This is a genomic window from Marinimicrobium sp. C2-29, assembly GCF_038419845.1.
Taxonomy (GTDB): domain Bacteria; phylum Pseudomonadota; class Gammaproteobacteria; order Pseudomonadales; family Cellvibrionaceae; genus Marinimicrobium.
Map to the genome: position 1 here is coordinate 85,060 of NZ_JBCAQT010000010.1, position 18,925 is coordinate 103,984.

Genomic DNA, 18,925 nt, shown 5'->3' on the forward strand with positions numbered 1-18,925 from the left:
AACTGCCCGGGTCGACGACGTTAATGCGGTGGTTTTAATTCGATCGAAGGATGGCAAAGCGGGCAGCCATGCTGCCCGCCATCACCCTAGACTTCCAGCAGGATCCGCGCCGGATCTTCCAGCAGGTCTTTGATGGTGACCAGGAACTGCACGGCCTCCTTCCCGTCGAGCAGACGGTGATCGTAGGACAGTGCCAGGTACATCATCGGCTGAATCTTGACTTCACCATTGACCGCCATGGGCCGTTCCTGGATTTTGTGCATGCCCAGAATGGCCGACTGCGGCATATTCAGGATCGGAGTCGACAGCAACGAACCGAACACACCGCCATTGGTGATGGTGAAGGTGCCACCAGTCATCTCTTCGATGCCCAGCTTACCGGTCTGAGCGCGCTTGCCGTAGTCGCGAATCGTGCTCTCAACGTCCGCCAGCCCCATGGTTTCCGCATTGCGCAGCACCGGTACCACGAGTCCCTTGTCAGTGGACACGGCAACACCGATATCCTGGTAGCCATGATAGACAACATCGTTGTTGTCGATCGAGGCGTTGACCGCCGGGAACCGACGCAGTGCTTCAACAGAGGCTTTGACAAAGAAGCCCATGAAACCCAGGCGTGTGCCGTCGTGGGTTTTCTCGAACTTGTCTTTATACCGGGCGCGCAAGTCCATGATCGGCCCCATGTTCACTTCGTTGAACGTGGTCAGCATGGCCGTGGTATTGGACGCTTCCAGCAGGCGCTCGGCAATGCGCTTGCGCAGGCGGGTCATGGGCACGCGCTTCTCCGGGCGGTCACCCTGCGGCGCTTCAACCGGCGCTTCGCCCGCCTTGGAGGCACTGCTTTCAGAGGGCGCTTCGGCGGCGGACTTGTCACCACCAGACTCGTTACCTCCGGACTTGACGTGATTGGCCACATCTTCTTTGGTGACGCGACCATCTTTGCCGGTGCCTTTGATGGAATTGGGGTCAATGTTGTTCTCTTCCGCCATTTTGCGCGCGGCCGGGCTCAGGAGCTTTTCGCCGTCGTCGGAACCCTTGCCCTCGTCGGCCGAGCTCTGGTCAGAGGCGCTCTCCTGCTTGGCGGGAGCGTCTTCTTTCTTCCCCTCATCTTTGGATTCGCTCTTGTCCGCGGATTTCCCGGCGGCACCCTCTTCAAATTTGGCGATCACCTCATTGCTCTGGACGGTATCGCCCTCCTCTTTGAGGATCTCCGACAGACTGCCATCGGCCGGAGCGACCACTTCAAGCACGACTTTATCGGTCTCGATATCGACAATCAGCTCATCGCGTGAGACCGATTCACCGGGCTTTTTATGCCAGGTGGCGATACTCCCATCCTGTACGGATTCGGGGAAAGTCGGGGCTTTAATATCAATACTCATTCTTTGTCCTTAGCAATCGCTGTGGATTCTTTGTCGAACACTGGCGCTGGCTTAAACGCTGAGCGCCTCGTTAATGAAACGTTTCTGCTCCTCCAGGTGCACCGACGCATACCCGGCCGCTGGTGCCGCTGATGGGTCGCGCCCCACATAGCTGAGGAACAGCTTGGGGTTATGGTCGTATACCACACGCCGCATGTGGTGCTGACTGCTATACCAGGCCCCCTGGTTCATGGGCTCTTCTTGACACCAAACCACATCTTTCAGGTTCTTGAACGGTGCCAGTGCCTTCTTTAATTCTTCTTCCGGGAAGGGATAGAGCTGCTCGAGGCGGACCAATGCCACATCCTCCTGTTTGCGCTCCATCCGCTCTTCCAACAGATGGTAGTAGACCTTGCCGGCGCACAACACCACCCGCTTGACCTTCTTCGGGTCCACATCCTCATCGGTGATCACATTGTGGAAGTAGCCATTGGCCAGATCTTCCAGGCTGGAGGTGGCCAGCTTGTGACGCAGGATCCACTTCGGACTCATCACCACCAGCGGACGGCGCATGGGGCGAATCACCTGCCGGCGCAGCATGTGGAACACCTGAGCCGGTGTGGTCGGGATACAGACCTGGATATTGTGCTCGGCGCACAGTTGCAGGAACCGCTCCAGACGGGCCGAGGAGTGTTCCGGACCCTGGCCTTCATAACCGTGAGGCAGCAGCATGGTCAGGCCACACAACCGCCCCCACTTGTGCTCACCACTGGTGATGAACTGGTCAATGACCACCTGGGCGCCGTTGGCAAAGTCGCCAAATTGCGCCTCCCAGATGACCAGCCCCTGAGGGGTCGTGGTGGCATAACCGTATTCAAAAGCCAACACGGCTTCTTCCGACAGGAAGGAGTCGTACAGATCAAAGGACGGTTGGTCGTCTTTCAGGTGCCGCAGGGGAATGTAGGACGAACCGTCTTTCTGGCTGTGCACGACCGCGTGGCGGTGGGAGAAAGTGCCCCGGCCGGTGTCCTGGCCGGTCAGCCGGACGCCGTAGCCTTCATCCAGCAACGTGGCATAAGCCAGGGTCTCGGCCATACCCCAGTTGATGGGGAGTGCGCCGCCCGCCATCTTGCGACGATCGTCATAAATTTTACCCACCTGCTTCTGGACCACAACGCCATCGGGAATCTCGCACATCTTGTGCCCCAGCTCCTGCAGGCGCTTGAGCTCAACACTGGTATCGCCGGGCGTGTTCCAGTCGTGACCGATATACGGGGTCCAGTCGACAAACAGGGAGCGGTCGGGCTCACTCACCAGTCCATTGGCGACGTTGTCGCCACGGTCCAGGGAGGCGCGATAACTGTCCATCATCTCCTGAACCTGCTCGGACGTGACCACACCCGCCTCGATCAACTTGTCGGCATAGAGCGCGCGGGTGGTCTTGTGCTTGCGAATCAGCTGGTACATCAGAGGCTGGGTCGCGGAGGGATCGTCCGCCTCGTTGTGACCGCGACGCCGGTAACAGACCAGGTCGATCACCACGTCCTTTTTGAACTCATACCGATAATCGGTCGCCAGCTGGGCCGCGAACAGCACCGCGTCGGGATCGTCGCCATTGATGTGGAAGATCGGTGCCTCCACCATCTTGGCCACATCAGTGCAGTACTCGGTGGAGCGCATGTCTTCACGCTTGCTGGTGGTGAAGCCCACCTGGTTGTTGATCACCAGTCGCACGGTCCCACCGGTCGCATAGGCTCGGGTCTGGGACATCTGGAAGGTTTCCATCACCACGCCCTGGCCGGCAAAGGCCGCATCGCCGTGCACGGTAATGGGCAGGACATTGGCGCCGATGGGGTCTTCCCGACGATCCTGGCGGGCGCGCACCGACCCCTCCACCACCGGAGAGACAATCTCCAGGTGCGAGGGGTTGAAGGCCATGGCCATGTGCAGCTCGCCGCCGGGGGTCATGATGTTGGAGGAGAAGCCCTGGTGATATTTCACATCGCCCGAGGTATCGACCAGACGTTTGGTGCCCTCGAACTCACCAAACAGCTCGGCCGGGCTTTTGCCGTAGATGTTGACCAGGGTGTTGAGCCGGCCCCGGTGAGCCATACCCAGGACAATTTCTTTGGCACCGTAGCCACCCGCCCGGTTGACGATGGCGTCGACCAGGGGAATGAAGCTCTCCCCGCCCTCCAGGCCAAAGCGCTTGGTCCCGGGGTATTTACTGTCAAGGTGACGCTCCAGTCCTTCGGCGGCGGTCAGCCGATCGAGCACGGCCAGGCGCTGCTCATTGCTGAAATCGGGCTTGGAGCGGACACTCTCCAGCCGCTGCTGCAACCACTGCTTTTCGGCAAGGTTGGTGATGTGCATGATTTCCGGGCCGACATGGCCACAGTAGGTCTGCTCGAGCGCATCGACTATGTCTCTCAGCGGCGCCTCTTCCTTGCCGATAAACAGGTTGCCGGTGTTGAAGACTGTATCCAGGTCCGCTTCGGTCAGGCCGTGGAAGCCCAGTTCGAGATCCGGCACCCGCTCACGATCCATCAGATCCAGGGGGTCTAACTGCGCTTTCTGGTGACCGCGGAATCGATAGGAGCTGATGAGTTGAAGAACTTTGACCTGTTTGCGCTCGTGTTCGAGTGAAACCGAACCCGCTGCGGTAACAGAGGCGGTCGCCGAGCGGGTTTTGGCGAGGCGTTCAAACTGCTCGCGTACCACAGAGTGCGGAACGTCCTGGGTCACCACGCCATTGACGCGCGGCAACTGCTCAAAATAGTTGCGCCACTCCTGCGGCACGGCATTGGGATCGTGTAGATATGTGTCGTAGAGCGATTCGACGTAGGCGGCATTGCCCCCCGAAATATGGGAACTGCGCCAGAAGTGCTCCATGATGCTGTCTTGCATTACACCCACCTTGTCATGGGGGTTCGCCCACCGCTGGCCGATCAACTCAGTTGATGTGCGGTCGGATCGGGTGTTACCCGATGCTCCCCTTGCTAGTCACTAGCCGTTAGCTACATAACGCCTTCCGCTTGTGGCAGAAAGCGCCGCTCAATGTTCCGGTCAAACCGTCAGGTGTGGCCGTCAGAGCGCCTTGGGCGCTCCCTACAAAGCCGGGCACTAAGTGCCCGGCAAGTCGCCGGCCCGAGCCGGCGGTGGTAATACTTCAATCTCTGCCTCAGGTCGCACTCTGTAAGAGCATGGTGCGAATGTGTCCGATTGCCCGGGTGGGGTTCAGCCCCTTGGGGCAGACGGCGACACAGTTCTGAATGCCGTGACAACGGAACACACTGAAGGGGTCATCCAGATTGGACAAGCGCTTTTCGGTGGCCAGGTCACGGCTGTCCGCCAGGAAGCGGTAGGCCTGAAGCAGACCGGCCGGGCCGATGAACTTGTCCGGATTCCACCAGAAAGAGGGGCAGGCCGTCGAGCAGCAGGCGCATAGAATGCACTCATACAGCCCGTCCAGCTTGGCCCGGTCCTCGGGAGATTGTAACCGCTCAATGGCCGGAGCGGGGGTATCGTTTTGCAAATAGGGCTCGATTTTCTTGTATTGCTCGTAGAACTGGCTCATATCGATGACCAGATCCCGGATGACCGGCAGACCCGGCAGCGGTCGCACCACCAGTTTGTTGTTTTTAACGCACTCGGAGAGTGGCGTCACACAGGCCAGGCCGTTGACGCCGTTGATATTCATGCCATCGGAGCCACACACCCCCTCCCGGCAGGAGCGACGAAACGCCAGAGTGGTGTCCTCGGCTTTCAGTTTCTCCAGCACGTCCAGCACCATCAAGTCCTTGCCCTGGGTATCCAGCTCATAGGACTTCATGTAAGGCGCTTTGTCGGTTTCGGGGTTATAACGATAAACTTCTACCTTCAACATAACGCGGCTACCCCTCAGTAAGTGCGTATCTTGGGTTCAAACGGCTCCATGGTGGTCGGCTCCAGATTGACCTTGCGCTTGGCGAGCCGCTTGTCGAGCGGATAGTACATGGAGTGACACAACCAGTTCTTGTCATCGCGCTCCTGATAATCGTCGCGGGCGTGAGCACCACGGGATTCGGTGCGCAAGTTCGCCGCAATCGCGGTGGCCTCGGCCACTTCCAGCAGGTTCTGCAGCTCCAGCGCTTCGATTCGGGCCGTATTGAAGGCGAGACTTTTGTCTTCCAGCGTGACATTGCCAATGCGTTCACGCAATCCCTCAAGCTTTTTGATGCCCTCTTCCATGAATTCGCCCTTGCGGAAGACGCCGAAGTAGTTCTGCATCACGTCCTGCAGCTCCGCACGCAAGCCGGCGGTGGTCTCGCCACCGCTCGACTCGTTCAGGCGGTCGAGACGGGCAGTCGCGGCTTTGAGATCGTCTTCCGAGGGCTCGCGATGCTCGATGCCTTCGCGCAGCGCCTTTTCGATATAGAGGCCGGACGCCCGGCCGAACACCACCAGATCCAGCAGCGAATTGCCGCCCAGGCGGTTGGCGCCGTGAACCGACACACAGGCCGCTTCACCACAGGCAAACAGGCCTTCAATGGGCTTGTCGTTGCCGTCTTCGTCCATGGTCAGCGCCTGGCCGTGAATATTGGTGGGAATACCGCCCATCATATAGTGGCAGGTGGGCACGACGGGAATGGGCTCTTTCACCGGATCCACATGGGCGAAGGTGCGCGATAGCTCAAGGATACCCGGCAGGCGACTCTCAAGCACCTCTTCACCCAGGTGATCGAGCTTGAGCAGGACATGATCGCCTTTCTCGCCACAGCCGCGACCTTCGAGAATCTCCAGCACCATGGAGCGGGCTACCACATCGCGACCCGCCAGATCTTTGGCATTGGGGGCATAACGCTCCATGAAACGCTCGCCATCCTTGTTGATCAGGTAGCCACCCTCACCCCGACAACCCTCGGTCACCAGTGTACCCGCACCGGCGATACCGGTGGGGTGGAACTGCCACATCTCGATGTCCTGTACCGGATAGCCGGCCCGCAGCACCATACCAACGCCGTCGCCGGTATTGATATGGGCATTGGTGGTAGAGGCGTAGATGCGGCCAGCACCCCCGGTGGCCATCACTGTGGCCTTGGAGCGGACAAAAACCGTCTCACCGTCCTCAATATTGATGGCAATGACGCCCACGACAACGCCGTCCTGGTTCTTTACCAGGTCCACGGCGTACCACTCGTTCAGGAAAACGGTGTTGCTTTTGATATTGCCCTGATACAGCGTGTGCAGCAGCGCGTGTCCGGTACGGTCCGCTGCCGCGCAGGTGCGTGCCGCCTGGCCACCGCGGCCATAATCCTTGGATTGGCCACCGAAGGGGCGCTGATAGATCCGGCCCTCTTCGGTCCGGGAGAACGGCAGACCCATGTGCTCCAGCTCAAATACTGCCTCTGGACCCACCGAGCACATATACTCGATGGCATCCTGATCGCCGATATAGTCAGAACCCTTGACCGTATCGTACATGTGCCAGCGCCAGTCGTCGTTCGGATCAGAGCTGGCAATGGCACAGGTAATCCCGCCCTGGGCAGACACTGTGTGCGAACGGGTTGGAAAAACCTTGGTAATCACCGCTGTTTTGTAGCCGGAACTGGCCAGCTGCAAAGCGGCGCGCATACCCGCGCCACCACCACCGACAACGATGCCGTCAAAGGAAATTGTGCGCATTGATCAGACCCCCCAAATAATTTCGACACCCCAGAGGGTGTAAGTGATGGCAACAACCGCCAACAGCGCCTGCGCCAACAGACGCAGAACCGTGGCCTTGCCACCCATCAGCCGCTCGGTCAGATAGTCGGTCAGGACGGCCCACAGACCGATCCAGGCGTGCGTCACTATCGAGAGCAGCGTCATCAGAGTGAACACCCGCATCCACAACTGACCGAACAGAGCTTGCCATTGTGCGTAGTCCAGCTCGGGGGTTATCAGGATGTACGCCACGATGAAAATCGTGTAAAGCGCCATGACCACAGCGCTCGCGCGCTGGATCAGCCAGTCGTAAACACCGCTACGACCCAGGTTCGTTACTGCCGTTACCATACCCAGACTCCTGCCAGTACAATCAGTATTAGGGCCACGATCAGGCCGATTTGAGCGCCCAACCGCCCTCCTTTATAGCTCTCGCCCACGCCGCAATCCATGATGAGGTGACGGACACCCAGCACCAGGTGATAGGCCAGCGCGGCCAGAACCGCCCAGATGACAATCTGCCAGATGGGACTGGTAAGCGTTTCCTGCAGCGCGACGAAGTGCTCTTCAGAGGCCAGACTCGCATCGAGAAGCCACAGAAGTACCGCCACTCCGGCGAAAAGGAAAACGCCGGACAGCCGGTGCAGAATGGAAACGACGGCAGTAATGGGAAGTTTGATGGTAGATATTTCGAGATTGACAGGTCTTTGGTTTTTCACGGTTGATAGTCACCTTCTAGCCCGGGATTAAGTGGGGCAGGTTAGCGAAAAGCGCCAGGCGCATCTCTCCAGCTGCGGGACGATTGCCAGGTTGATTTGGTTTTTCGCCGGATGGCACAGGGTAGCCGGTCCGGCGTTTGGCTCTCGTTCAGGGACCCGCAGGTCGCGCCGTATTATAGAGAGTCAAACCGTGAAACACAAACGCAAACCTGTCGCGAAAGTCAGCCATAATGCACGATTGATGTGCATCGAGGCTCTCTCCGTGCGCTGAATTGGCGCACCCAAATGATCGATCCTACGCGCAGCGCTTACTGGGTCCATAAAAGGCCATCGAAACGCAATAAGCCGGGGTTTCGTCCCCCGAGGTACGATTTCCGGGTTACAGCGTTTCTCAGCCACAGGTAATAACGACGGGCGTGGCGCTTTCGATCAATAGCGGGCGACAACAAGAGGCCTACATTCGCCTTATTTGCCACACTTTGCGTTCAGGCTCTACCCTCTGCCGCCCCTGTCCTCTATAATGCCGCCTCCCATCAACCCGTGGGCCGTGGGTCAATTGACAATCCCACACCGGGGCTTATAGTGACAGCCCGATTCTGACCCGGTCTGGCCATCCTGCCATTCCTGGAAGCCTTAAAAAGTCTGTAACCACAGGAGTCCGTAATGACTGACAGAAAAGCACGGTTAACGGTCGACGGCCTGGATGCGCCCATAGATCTGCCCGTTCACCCCAGCACTGCCGGCCCTGACGTCATCGACGTTTCAAGCCTGACCAAGAAAGGGTTTTTCACCTACGACCCGGGCTTCATGTCCACGGCACCCTGCGAATCCAAAATTACTTATATTGACGGCGCCAAAGGGGTACTACTGCATCGGGGATACCCCATCGATCAACTGGCCGAACACTCCGACTACATGGAAACCTGCTACCTGCTGCTCAACGGAGAGTTGCCGGACGACCAGCAGAAACGGGACTTCAGCCAGCAGGTCAAAGAGCATTCGGAAGTCGACCCCTCAGTCGCCAGAATCATCGAAGGCTTCAACCGCGAAGCGCATCCCATGGCCATCCTGGGCAGCGCCGTCGGCGCCCTCGCTTCGGTCTACCATGAGCAGACCGACATCACCAAAGAGGAAGATCGCCGCGTCACCGGCTATCGCCTGATCGGGCAGATGCCCACGCTCGCCGCCATGGTCCACAAGCACCGCACCGGAGAGGCGTTCATCGCTCCCGACAAGGCACTGGAATACGCTGAGAACTACCTGAACATGACCTTCGGCACCGCCGGACAGGCACCCAAGGTCAACCAGATACTGGCCAAGGCAATGGACCGGATCTTCCTGCTCCATGCCGACCACGAACAGAACGCCTCAACCTCCACCGTCCGCCTGTCCGGCTCCTCCGGCACCAACCCTTTCGCCGCCATCGCCGCGGGCATTGCCACCCTCTGGGGGCCCGCTCACGGCGGTGCCAACGAGGCCGTACTGCGCATGCTGGAGGAAATTGGCAGCGTCGACAACATCGACACCTACGTTGCCAAAGCCAAAGACAAGAGCGACCCCTTCCGTCTGATGGGCTTTGGACACCGGGTCTACAAAAACTTTGATCCCCGTGCCAAGGTGATGAAGGAAGCCGCTGACGAGGTTCTCTCGGAACTGGGGCTGGAGAATGATCCGCTACTGGCCATCGCCAAGCGGCTGGAGAAAATCGCTCTGGAGGACGACTACTTCGTCGAGAAGAAGCTCTACCCCAATGTCGACTTCTACTCCGGCATCATCATGAAGGCCATCGGGATTCCCTCAGAGGCCTTTACCGTGATTTTCGCCACCGGCCGGGCCGTGGGCTGGTACGCTCACTGGCAGGAAATGGTCAGCGCGCCCTACAAAATCGGGCGTCCACGCCAGCTCTACACCGGCTATACCAAGCGGGATTATCCGGCCTGAGACGGCAACAAAGGTATGAGAGGGCTCTCCTGATGGAAAGCCCGGATTCCAGAGAAGCGGGGCCGCGGGTAGCGGTCCCGCTTCTTTGCTTTCGGGCCCCGCCCCGGAACTTTCCGGACTTCCGGAGGCTCAAACATCAGACCAGCCCCACTCGAAACGGGCCGTTGTATGGCCAAGAATCGACGGCTATAGTAGTATGAGAAACGTTTTTATCGCACCTGACGCCGCCTGCTTACTCCCTTAAAGCAGTGATTTTGACGTCATAGCAGGATTTGAATCTATGCTGAATGTTAAGAAGTTCCTGCGCAGCAGCCCCGCCCTGCTCGTTACCCTGTTTGTCAGTTCCTTTGTCTGGGCCTCGACTCCCGAGCCACTGACAATCAGTGACGACCAGCGAAAAGCGACCGCCAGCATCGTCAAACAGCTGGACAAGCAGCACTATCGCGACCAGACGTTTGATGACGACCTCTCCTCCCGGTACCTTGATAACTACCTGGAGGTACTGGATCCCTCCAAGAGCTTCTTTTTTCAGGCGGATATCGACTCTTTTGACAAGCACCGCAAACAGTTCGATGACTGGCTGGCGGACGGCAACCTCAAAGAAGCGTTCAACATCTTCGATGTTTACCGCCAGCGCCTGACAACCCGGCTCGAGTCGGTCATCGCTCAACTCGAGAGCGAAGAGGTAGAATATGACTTTGACACTGACGACACCTGGGTTGTAGATCGCGAGAAGGCCGAGTGGCCGAAAGACAAAAAGACCGCCGACGAGCATTGGTACAAGCGCATCAAATCCAGCCTGCTGGACCTGAAGCTGGCCGGCAAGAGCCTGGAAGAGAGCAAGGAAATTCTACACCAGCGTTTTACCAACCAGTTGCGCCGCGTGCGCCAACAGGAGAGCGCCGACGCTTTTGAGATTGTCATCAATGCCCTGACAACACTGTATGACCCCCATACCAACTACCTGTCGCCGCGCACACTGGAAAACTTCAATATCAATATGTCGCTGTCACTGGAAGGCATTGGTGCCGTGCTGCAAAGCGAGGACGAATACACCAAGGTCATGCGACTCGTTCCGGCCGGCCCTGCCGACAAGCAGGGCGACCTGCGCCCGGCCGATCGTATTATTGCCGTAGGCCAGGGCGACGAGGGCGAAATGACCGATGTCGTCGGGTGGCGCCTGGATGAGGTGGTCGACCAGATCCGTGGTAAAAAAGACACCATAGTCCGACTCGAAGTCCTCCCCGGAAAGGCGGCCGCCGACAGCACTACACGCATCATCAGCATCAAACGCGATATGGTGAAACTCGAAGAGCAGGCGGCACAGCAGAAAGTCTTCGAGATCAACAGTGGCCGCGAACGGTTCAAGCTCGGCGTGATCAAAGTCCCCACTTTCTACATGGACTTTGAGGCCTACCGGCAACGCGACCCCAACTACAAAAGCACCACACGGGATGTCAGAAAGCTGCTGAAAGAGCTCGACAAAGAGAACGTTGACGGCATCATCCTCGATTTGCGCGGCAACGGAGGCGGCTCGCTGCAAGAAGCGACCATGCTGACCGATCTGTTCATCGATCGCGGCCCGGTCGTCCAGATTCGACAGACCAACGAACTGATATCCCGCAACTACCAGTCTCACTCCCGTGCCACCTACCGGGGCCCGATTGTGGTGCTGATCGACCGCTTGAGCGCCTCGGCTTCTGAGATTTTTGCCGGTGCCATCCAGGACTATGGGCGCGGTGTCATCATCGGCACCCAGAGCTTTGGCAAGGGCTCGGTCCAATCCCTGGTTCCGGTTGAGCAGGGCCAGCTGAAGCTGACCGAGTCCAAGTTCTACCGGGTCTCCGGTGAGAGCACGCAGCACCGCGGCGTTGTGCCCGACATCGATCTGCCCAGCCTGATCGACGTGTCTGAAGTGGGCGAAAGCACCTACGACAACGCCCTGCCCTGGGACAAGATTCACGCGGTGCCTCACTCACGCTATTTTGATATTGCGGCACTTTTGCCCACCCTGATCGAGAAGCACGATACCCGGCTGGCCAACAGTCCGGACTTCACTTTCCTGCAACAGCAGACCGAGCTGATGGAGGAGAATCAGAATCGGACTGAAGTCTCGCTCAACAAAGACAAGCGTCAGGCACAACAGAAGGAACTGGAACAGAAAATGCTGCGACTGGAAAACCAGCGCCGCAAAGCCAAGGGCCTGGATACCTACGAAAGCTATGACGACATCAGCCGGGCTGAACCGGGCGATTCCGGAGAAGAAGAGGCCGAAGACACCGAAAAAGGCAGTGAACAGGCCTCAGAGGAAGACGAGCCAGAGAATGAAAATGACCTGGTCAACTTCTCCGCCCAGAGTCACGGGGAAATCGATCCGGAAAAGGACCCCTTCCTCAGCGAAGCGGGCTATATCCTGGTCGATTTCATCGAACAACTTGAAGCCATGGACAAGGAAGAGCGCGATAAAGTTGCCAACTGGTAAACAGCGCCTCCCATAAAATTCGCAACGTGGTGTACCCGAAAGGCGTCACCACGTTTTTTATTGTCACCAGAAAATTGCTGACCCGGGACCAGACACCATGCACGCCGTTTCTTTCAATGTGAACAGCATTCGCACTCGTTTACACCAGCTGCAGGCTGTGATCGACAAGTACCAGCCCGACTTCATTGGTCTGCAGGAGACCAAGGTCACCGATACCGACTTCCCCGAGGAAACAATCAAGGAGATGGGGTATCACGTTGTCTACTATGGGCAGAAAACCCACTACGGTGTCGCCCTACTCTCCCGCCACCCGTTCAAGCAGGTGATCAAGGGCTTCCCGGGCGATCTGGAAGAGTCACAGCGACGCTTTATCGGTGGAGTCTTCGACTTACCGGACCTGGGGGAAGTCAGCGTGTTCAACGGCTATTTTCCCCAGGGAGAAAACCGGGAACACCCGGTGAAGTTTCCCGCCAAACGGCGGTTCTACGCCGACTTGATGGATTACCTCAAGACCCAGTGCGATCCCCAAAAGCCAATGCTGGTCATGGGCGACATGAACATCTCTCACACCGACCGGGATATCGGGATCGGGGAACAGAACCGCAAGCGCTGGTTACGCGAAGGTAAAACCAGCTTTCTGCCGGAAGAACGGGAGTGGCTGGAAGACCTGCTGGCCTGGGGGCTGGGCGACACCTTTCGCAAGCACTTCCCGGACGAGGAGCGGACTTTCAGCTGGTTCGATTATCGCAGCAAGGGGTTTGACGCGGATCCCAAACGGGGTCTGCGCATTGACCTGATTCTGGCGACCGAACCGCTGTTAAAGCGCTGCTCAGCGGTCGGGGTCGACTACGACATACGGGCAATGGAGCGCCCTTCCGATCACTGCCCGGTCTGGGCCAAATTTGACTAAGCGCCTATCGCACACTCATACACTCAGAGCCAGTCTCTAACTCACAGATTGAATTATCGGTTCAAGAAACAAAAAACGCCCGAACAGGATTGTTACGGGCGTCAACGGATCAGCATTGAAAAGTGGCTTCCCTGCCACCAGTTTTTTTTGTTAAAAGTTGGCTCTCAACGTCAATGCATAGCGTGTGTCGTTCAGGAAATAAGACGCATAATGATCACCCGCCGCATTCTGCTTCATAATAGTCCGGGTTTCGGAATTGAGTATATTATTGATCTCCAACCCCACAGACAAGGAGTCAGTAATGTCGTAGAACACGGAACCGTCCATCTGGCCATAGTCATCGTTATAGACCGGTAAGCGCCATGTAGTACCGCGATCCGTTCCATTGAATCCATTTGGTCCCACCGACATCAGAAACTCACTGCGCCAGTTGTAGGCTAAACGAATCGAAAGCGGCCCTTTTTCATACATCCCAACGAGGTTGTAGGAATTCTCCGACAGACCTTCGAACGGCATACTGCCATACTCACTACCATCGGTATCGACCGGGTCGGCGCCCTCGTCATTTGGAACATCCGTATCACTTTCTATATACGTATAGTTCGCCTGCATACCCAGGCCATCAAACGGTTCCGGCAACTGATCAAAGAATTGGCTCCAGCCGACTTCCAGGCCACGAATATCGGCCGAGCCTGTGTTCACAGGCCGTGTCACGGAGTACTCCCACCCACCATGATCTTCCAGGACCGTCTGGTTACGAATGAAGCCTTCAATGTCTTTGGTAAACAGGTTTGCGTGAACCATACCGCCAGCATCATCAAAGTACCATTCCAGAGACAGGTCAAACTGAACAGCTTCAATGGGTTCCAGCATCGGGTTTCCGCCTGTCTCGGAAGTCAGGCGAAATTCTTCGGGCGGTACATACTCCCCTTCACCGGCACCTTCTGGGCGGTTCGCACTCAAGGTCTGATAAGCCTGCATCTGATTGTAGGCCGGCCGAGCAATACCCTTGGAAGCCGCAAAGCGCAGGAACAGGTCATCTCTCAACGATAACCGTACATTCAAATTGGGAAGGACGTTGGTATAGGAGTTTTCAGCAACAATCTCTTGCGGCTCTTGATACCAGGGCTGCGTCTCTGTTTCTTCATCCTCGCCCAGAACCACTGTTTCGGGGTAGCGAAGCATGCCATCCGCTGCATTTTCCGTCCGTACCACCCTGACACCCACATTGCCATCTACCGGTACGGCCAGATCATCCATCCCAAACCCAAGAAGGAAATAGGCCGCTGTCGTCTGCTCTTCCTGCTCGTTAATACGGCTGGGATCATCCATTGTGGCCGGAGTATAGTCATCACAGCACAGATAGTTCTCTGAAGCATCAGCATGGAGTTGATCAAAGCTCTCCGGGTACCCTTCAATGAGGGAAATATGGGGCGCATAAACCACACCCGGACGAGGCGCTTTGCCACGGAAGAAGTTGTCAAATTCATTCAGGGACATCTGGCTGACATCTTCGACCGGTGGCATCGGTTCGTCAGCAGGCAGTTTCCAACCTCGCATCCAGGGCTGATAGATCGCTTGCCAGTGGTAACCACTGTTGATATTGGTCGCTTCCCGCTCACTGTAGCGTACCCCCGATTTCACGTACCGGATAACGTCATTATTATCGAAGTTGTACTTGATATCGGCTCGCCACGCGAATTGATCAGCTTCGTTATCCTCTATGAAAGGCATCGTGAAGCCCCAATAGTAATTGGAGGGATCGGCCAGATAATCATTATCAGCCTGAATATCGGGCCGCTTGCCTGAAAGATTAATACTGATGTATGGAAGGTCTATGCCAGTGGCGATTGTTGCATCAAGCGCCTCAGTGGTAGCCTTGGTATACTGAAAGTCTGTTGTGATCTCAAGCCGATCGTCTGGCATCCACTTATAGCCACCGGAGAAGTCGGAAGTAACAGACTCACGATTGGAAACCCGGATGTCAGCCCCAAACGGAATACCGCCAGGCTGACTTAACCGGCCGGAGACGAACACATCGTTGCTATCAACAACGAACTCTTCGCCTGCTGCCGGCTGGGTAGCATAGGCGTCATTCTGAACAAAAATGGCGTCCTCATCCCACTGCATGTCGTATTGACTGCGAAAGGCCTGAAAGTAGAATTCAGAGGTATCGTTGGGACGCCATTGAGCGGCCAGATAGCTCCCCAATCGTTCACGATTGAAGTCCATGGAACGCCAGTCGGCACCACGGGGTACCTGAATGGTACGGCCTTCAAAGCCTTGCAGGTCATCACGCGGGAAAAAAGGACGACTGAAAATGCCATCGGTACGCGTCGAAATCTCGGAGAATGCCAAATCTACCAGAAGTCCGAACTCGCCAGCATCTGTATCCCAACGATCGCTGTATAGTGCCGAAACCGAGGGGTCGGCCTCCTTGATAAAGTCCCCATAGTTGACACTCGCGGTAGCGGCAACAATCCGGTCGTCACTGTCAAAGGGCATACGCGTACGCAAATTGACAGTCCCGCCCAAACCACCCTCAATCATGTCGGCCGAGGGGTTTTTATACACATCAACACCCGCCATCAATTCGGCAGGCACATCTTCAAAGCTCAGACTGCGTCCACCATTCGCACTGAAGCTGTCTCGCCCGTTCAGCTCACTGCGTACTTGTGTCAGGCCGCGAACTGCAACACCGCTACCTTCTGCTGAAAAGTGTTCGGGATCACCAAGCGACATGAAGTGGTCAATTGTCACCCCCGGGATTCGCTGCAGGGTTTCAGTCACTGAGCGATCAGGCAATTTGCCTATGTCATCGGCGACAATAGAGTCAACAATCTGCTCTGAAGTCTGTTTGATCAACTGAGCCGACTGGACGCTCCCCCGCTGCCCGGAGACCACTATTTCTTCCAGTGCTTGTTGTACCTCTGCAGATGTCGAGCTGTCCTGGGCCAGGGCGGGTGCAGCCCAACCAATCGCCCCTGTCAGTAGCAGGCCCGATCCCAACCTCACCGCATTACACAGTATGTGGCGGTTAAATTGACTGGGATTGCTACCGGCTGTAGTCCAGTTAGATGTGTCTTTGACTATTCTCATTTCACGATCACTCCAATGCCCGTTGGGTAAGTTACAGATTATTGTTTTACTGGTTGCATTTCATAGCAGCGCCAATGATGAAATCGACATCGCATCTGAGGCACCTCCGTCTTCGTTGGAAACCACCTGTCTATCCTGGCGATTCCGCGCAGTCTTACTTCTCAGCAAGCTCCTTCATCAGTCAGCCGCCGTTAAGGCTGATTGAAATCGATAAACCTTGTCTCCCTGCATAGACACTCGCCGTCGTGAATTCCTTCCCTCCACTTTGACGATGTCTTCACCGCTCACCTCCTGTGTAAAATCACTCTCGAACAGCGTGGAGACCAGAGCTATTTCAGCAGGCTCCCCACTGACAACTTCAAACCAGACGAGCCTGCCATCCTTCCATTTCATATTGAGCGTAAAATCCCCCCGGGCCCGCAACCCGCTGACGCTCCCCTCTGACCAGGCCGAAGGTAACGCCGGCAGTAAATGGATCGCATCCCCATGGCTCTGTAACAACATTTCCGCCATGCCGGCCGTCGCGCCAAAGTTGCCATCGATCTGAAACGGCGGGTGGGTATCCCACAGATTGGGCAGGGTGCTGTCGCGCAGCTGGTCCGAGAGCAGCTTATGGGCCCGCTCGCCATCTTTCAGTCGGGCCCAGAGATTGATCTTCCATGCCTGCGCCCAACCGGTGCCGCCATCGCCCCGGGCCTCAAGACTGGTCCGCGCGGCCGAGAGCAGTTCAGGCTGCTCCAGGGAAATCTGCCGCCCCGGGTGCAAAGCAAAAAGGTGAGAGACATGGCGATGATCGCTCTCGGGATCATCCCTGTCTTCGCGCCACTCCTGCAGCTGGCCCCAGGAGCCGATGCGCAGGCCCGGGTCCAGCGCCTGCAGCGCTTCGTGAATCTGTCGGGCGACCTTGTCCTCTCCCAATTCCCGGGCCGCGTTACGGGTGTTGCGCAGCAGGTCGTACACCAGCTGCTGAGACATGGCGGCCGCCTCGGTGAAATCACCGTGCTCGGGAGAATAGCTGGGTGTGACAATCAGCTTGCCCGTCTGCGGATCTTCCACCAGGGCATCCAGCCAGAAGTGCGCCGTCTCGAGCATCAGCGGATAGGCGCGCTCCGCCAGAAACTTCCGGTCCCGGTTGAACAGGTAGTGTTCATAATAATGCTGGGCCAACCAGGCATTGGCTTCGGGCTGCCAGAACGCCGTGGGCCAATCGATCACACCGGTAAAGCCCCAGACATTGGTGTTGAGAAACAGCGTCCAGCCCCGGGCGCCGAAAAACTTCTGCGCGGACTGACGGCCCGGCGCCACCAATGCATCGACAAAATCGAACAGCGGACCGGTGGTTTCGGCCAGGTTGGTGATTTCGGCGGGCCAGTAATTCATCTGTAAATTGATATTGGCGTGATAGTCCGCGTTCCAGGGCGGCGTCCTGGAATTGTTCCACACACCCTGCAGATTCGCCGGGAGTGATCCCGCCCGGGAAGAGCTGATCAGCAGATAACGTCCAAACTGAAAATACAGTGATTCGAGTAGGCGATCCTCCTCCGGGCGATTGCTGTCACTGTAGTCCGACAATAATGCGGGTGTGGACTTCCCGGAGGCTTCCTGGCCAATGTCCAGGCTCACCCTCTGGAACAGGTGTTGGTAATCCTGCCGGTGACGCTCGCGCAGCTGTTGAAAATCCAGGTTGGCGGCACGCTTCATCCGGGTGTCGACCTGCGGTTCAGGTGAATCTCCCCGGTAATCGGGATACGCAAGCCGGTAGTCAGTGGCCGCCGTCAGGCGCACCGTGACGGCATCGGCTTCCCGGACCTCCAACTGATGGCCGTTCTCCGAAGCACTGGATTCCCCACCTTCAACCTGCACATCGAGTCGGGTCGCATAGCGCAGGCCGTTGTCTTTCAGGGCACCCACGACCCGCATTTGATCGTCTTGCACCCGGCGCGCGACGGAGCGATTGTCCGGTACTTCCAACGCCAGATCGAACGCGATTTTGCCGGGCTGATCCGCGCTGAGACGCACGACGACCATCTGGTCCGGATAGCTGACGAAGTAGTCCCGCCGGTATTGAACACCCTGATGCTCAAAACGGACACTGGCTTCGCCCTGCTCAAGATCCAGAAGGCGGCGGTAGCCGCTCACAGCGCCATCCAGCCCCCGGTGATCGAAGACCAGGGCACCAAAGCTCTGATAGTTGCCGTAGTGCCGGGCCGCGCGACCGAGTTGCTTGACCACCCGTTCCGGGTCCAGCGCGCCCTCCTCGCGCAACTGTTGTCTGACCTCGGCCAGACGATCCGTATATGACGGCTCCGGTACGCCGTAGTCATACGCCTCACCCGCGCCGGGGCCGCCAGTCCAGAGGGTTTTTTCATTGAACTGCAGTCGGTCGCGCTCGACGCCACCCTGGACCGTTGCTCCCAGCGCTCCATTGCCGATCGGCAGGCTCTCGCGCTCCCAGTCGCTTGACGGCTCGTCAAAGCGCAGCTGCAGAAGCTCGCTGGCCTGCGCAGGCAACAGCGACAGCCACAGCAGCAGCGACAGCACTGGCAGACGCCCCGCCCCGCCAAGACGCTGAAGCGCCTGAAATGATGTGGACTTTCTCTCCAAGCAAATCACCCGTAATCTGTTATCTTTATCGGTCAAGGGGACAGTCGCTCAGTCAGTCGGACAACCTTGATGGTTCTTGTGGATCCGCGAACTGACCGGAGTGTGTCATTTATAGCCGTTTTTTTTC

11 protein-coding genes are annotated in these 18,925 nt (G+C 57.4%); 3 read left to right on the forward strand and 8 right to left on the reverse strand.

The genetic code is table 11. The features are described 5' to 3' along the window. Window positions 1–86: 86 nt before the first annotated feature. The 6 genes from odhB to sdhC form a co-directional block, all read right to left on the reverse strand. A complete protein-coding gene (gene odhB, locus AAE484_RS11210; RefSeq protein WP_341938479.1) occupies window positions 87–1,379 on the reverse strand; it encodes a 2-oxoglutarate dehydrogenase complex dihydrolipoyllysine-residue succinyltransferase in 1,293 nt (430 codons plus the stop codon). A 51-nt stretch (window positions 1,380–1,430) separates the two neighbouring features. Further along, window positions 1,431–4,265, reverse strand: a complete 2,835-nt coding sequence (locus AAE484_RS11215) for a 2-oxoglutarate dehydrogenase E1 component (RefSeq protein WP_341938480.1) — start codon at window positions 4,263–4,265, stop codon at window positions 1,431–1,433. 274 nt (window positions 4,266–4,539) lie between these two features. Continuing rightward, window positions 4,540–5,244, reverse strand: a complete 705-nt coding sequence (locus tag AAE484_RS11220; protein WP_341938481.1) for a succinate dehydrogenase iron-sulfur subunit — start codon at window positions 5,242–5,244, stop codon at window positions 4,540–4,542. 14 nt (window positions 5,245–5,258) lie between these two features. Continuing rightward, on the reverse strand, window positions 5,259–7,022 hold the full coding sequence (gene sdhA / locus AAE484_RS11225) for a succinate dehydrogenase flavoprotein subunit (protein WP_341938482.1): 1,764 nt from the start codon (window positions 7,020–7,022) through the stop codon (window positions 5,259–5,261). 3 nt (window positions 7,023–7,025) lie between these two features. Next, a complete protein-coding gene (sdhD, locus tag AAE484_RS11230) occupies window positions 7,026–7,394 on the reverse strand; it encodes a succinate dehydrogenase, hydrophobic membrane anchor protein (RefSeq protein ID WP_341938483.1) in 369 nt (122 codons plus the stop codon). Next, the gene (gene sdhC, locus AAE484_RS11235) at window positions 7,388–7,762 is read right to left on the reverse strand and encodes a succinate dehydrogenase, cytochrome b556 subunit (protein WP_341938484.1); all 375 of its coding nucleotides are present in this window, start codon (window positions 7,760–7,762) and stop codon (window positions 7,388–7,390) included. The genes sdhD and sdhC overlap by 7 nt, the downstream gene beginning before the upstream one ends. 663 nt (window positions 7,763–8,425) lie before the next feature. Between sdhC and AAE484_RS11240 the strand changes: the two genes are divergently transcribed. The 3 genes from AAE484_RS11240 (at window position 8,426) to xthA (ending at window position 13,095) form a co-directional block, all read left to right on the forward strand. Further along, window positions 8,426–9,703, forward strand: a complete 1,278-nt coding sequence (locus AAE484_RS11240) for a citrate synthase (protein ID WP_341938485.1) — start codon at window positions 8,426–8,428, stop codon at window positions 9,701–9,703. 280 nt (window positions 9,704–9,983) lie between these two features. Further along, the gene (locus AAE484_RS11245; protein WP_341938486.1) at window positions 9,984–12,185 is read left to right on the forward strand and encodes a carboxy terminal-processing peptidase; all 2,202 of its coding nucleotides are present in this window, start codon (window positions 9,984–9,986) and stop codon (window positions 12,183–12,185) included. 97 nt (window positions 12,186–12,282) lie between these two features. After that, window positions 12,283–13,095 (forward strand): exodeoxyribonuclease III, encoded by an 813-nt coding sequence (xthA, locus tag AAE484_RS11250; RefSeq protein WP_341938487.1) that lies wholly within the window; start codon window positions 12,283–12,285, stop codon window positions 13,093–13,095. A gap of 150 nt (window positions 13,096–13,245) precedes the next feature. Here the strand turns inward: xthA and AAE484_RS11255 are convergent, their stop codons facing one another. Then, the gene (locus tag AAE484_RS11255) at window positions 13,246–16,194 is read right to left on the reverse strand and encodes a TonB-dependent receptor (protein ID WP_341938488.1); all 2,949 of its coding nucleotides are present in this window, start codon (window positions 16,192–16,194) and stop codon (window positions 13,246–13,248) included. A gap of 177 nt (window positions 16,195–16,371) precedes the next feature. Continuing rightward, a complete protein-coding gene (locus tag AAE484_RS11260; protein ID WP_341938489.1) occupies window positions 16,372–18,798 on the reverse strand; it encodes a glycoside hydrolase family 95 protein in 2,427 nt (808 codons plus the stop codon). Between the last annotated feature and the right edge of the window lie 127 nt (window positions 18,799–18,925).

What these genes read in the sequence shown, in the direction of transcription:
- sdhD (WP_341938483.1), bottom strand. Translation starts at nt 7,394, where the DNA reads ATGGTAACGGCAGTAACGAACCTGGGTCGTAGCGGTGTTTACGACTGG.
- AAE484_RS11220 (WP_341938481.1), bottom strand. Translation starts at nt 5,244, where the DNA reads ATGTTGAAGGTAGAAGTTTATCGTTATAACCCCGAAACCGACAAAGCG.
- xthA (WP_341938487.1), top strand. Translation starts at nt 12,283, where the DNA reads ATGCACGCCGTTTCTTTCAATGTGAACAGCATTCGCACTCGTTTACAC.
- AAE484_RS11255 (WP_341938488.1), bottom strand. Translation starts at nt 16,194, where the DNA reads ATGAGAATAGTCAAAGACACATCTAACTGGACTACAGCCGGTAGCAAT.
- AAE484_RS11215 (WP_341938480.1), bottom strand. Translation starts at nt 4,265, where the DNA reads ATGCAAGACAGCATCATGGAGCACTTCTGGCGCAGTTCCCATATTTCG.
- AAE484_RS11240 (WP_341938485.1), top strand. Translation starts at nt 8,426, where the DNA reads ATGACTGACAGAAAAGCACGGTTAACGGTCGACGGCCTGGATGCGCCC.
- AAE484_RS11245 (WP_341938486.1), top strand. Translation starts at nt 9,984, where the DNA reads ATGCTGAATGTTAAGAAGTTCCTGCGCAGCAGCCCCGCCCTGCTCGTT.
- odhB (WP_341938479.1), bottom strand. Translation starts at nt 1,379, where the DNA reads ATGAGTATTGATATTAAAGCCCCGACTTTCCCCGAATCCGTACAGGAT.
- sdhA (WP_341938482.1), bottom strand. Translation starts at nt 7,022, where the DNA reads ATGCGCACAATTTCCTTTGACGGCATCGTTGTCGGTGGTGGTGGCGCG.